The following is a 788-nucleotide window of genomic DNA, read 5'->3' on the forward strand; positions in this document are numbered from 1 at the left end:
GGCCACGATCGCCGGCGGGCGCTCGGTCACCGGCTCGGGCTGATCGGCCGCGGTGCTGCAGCCGGTCAGGAGCACCAGCAGGGCGAGCACAGCTCGGGGGATCACAGATTCTGCTCCTGGGAGAGAGAGTGCCGCGCCGCCCGCGGCACACCCGTCACGAAGCGTCAGGCGTTATTGGTGTCACCGGAGCACGACGGGTCGAGGCCGGGGACGTCGAAGGTGAAGCTGAATTCGATGTCCCACGTGATCGAGTACTTCACCTTTTTGTTGGGATACTTTCTGTGGTAGCCCGACTTGACGTTGTCTCCGGATATCCAGGTCCACAGCGATCGGTCGGGCCGATTCGACAGGATCTCGCGGATCCTCAATCTGACGTTGCTCTTATCTCCGGGGCCACCACTGATCGGGTTGTCGCTCAGGTAATACACAATCTCGTGAATGGTGTCGTAGCCGTTGCTCGGCGTGTAGAAGGCCCTGGCTGTCCCGCGATACTTGCCCGTTTTGCAGCTGCCGTAGAGGTCCCGCTGCCCCGAGGCGGAGGTCGCCGAGGCCGAGACGCCGGTCGTGGGCATGATCGACAAAGCCACCCCCAGAGCTCCGAAGATCGCGGTCTTCCGAAGTATGCCTGTCACTCGCATGACGCCCTTTCGTCTGGGGTGATTCGGTACGGACGAAGGGCCACTTTAGGGATGGGCGGTATGTCGGTGGTATGTCCACTATGCGCGTGACCCAGCACCCCCCGCCGCATACCCTGTCTCTTAAACACACCCGACGCACCCTACCCAAGA

The 788-nt window shown here is 62.4% G+C and carries 1 protein-coding gene; it reads right to left on the bottom strand.

What is annotated here, in order from left to right; all coding sequences use genetic code 11:
* Positions 1-164: 164 nt before the first annotated feature.
* On the bottom strand, positions 165-587 hold the full coding sequence (locus tag ETD86_RS54585) for a hypothetical protein (protein WP_138674418.1): 423 nt from the start codon (positions 585-587) through the stop codon (positions 165-167).
* Positions 588-788 lie beyond the last annotated feature (201 nt).

Source organism: Nonomuraea turkmeniaca (genome assembly GCF_005889735.1).
Classification (GTDB): domain Bacteria; phylum Actinomycetota; class Actinomycetes; order Streptosporangiales; family Streptosporangiaceae; genus Nonomuraea; species Nonomuraea turkmeniaca.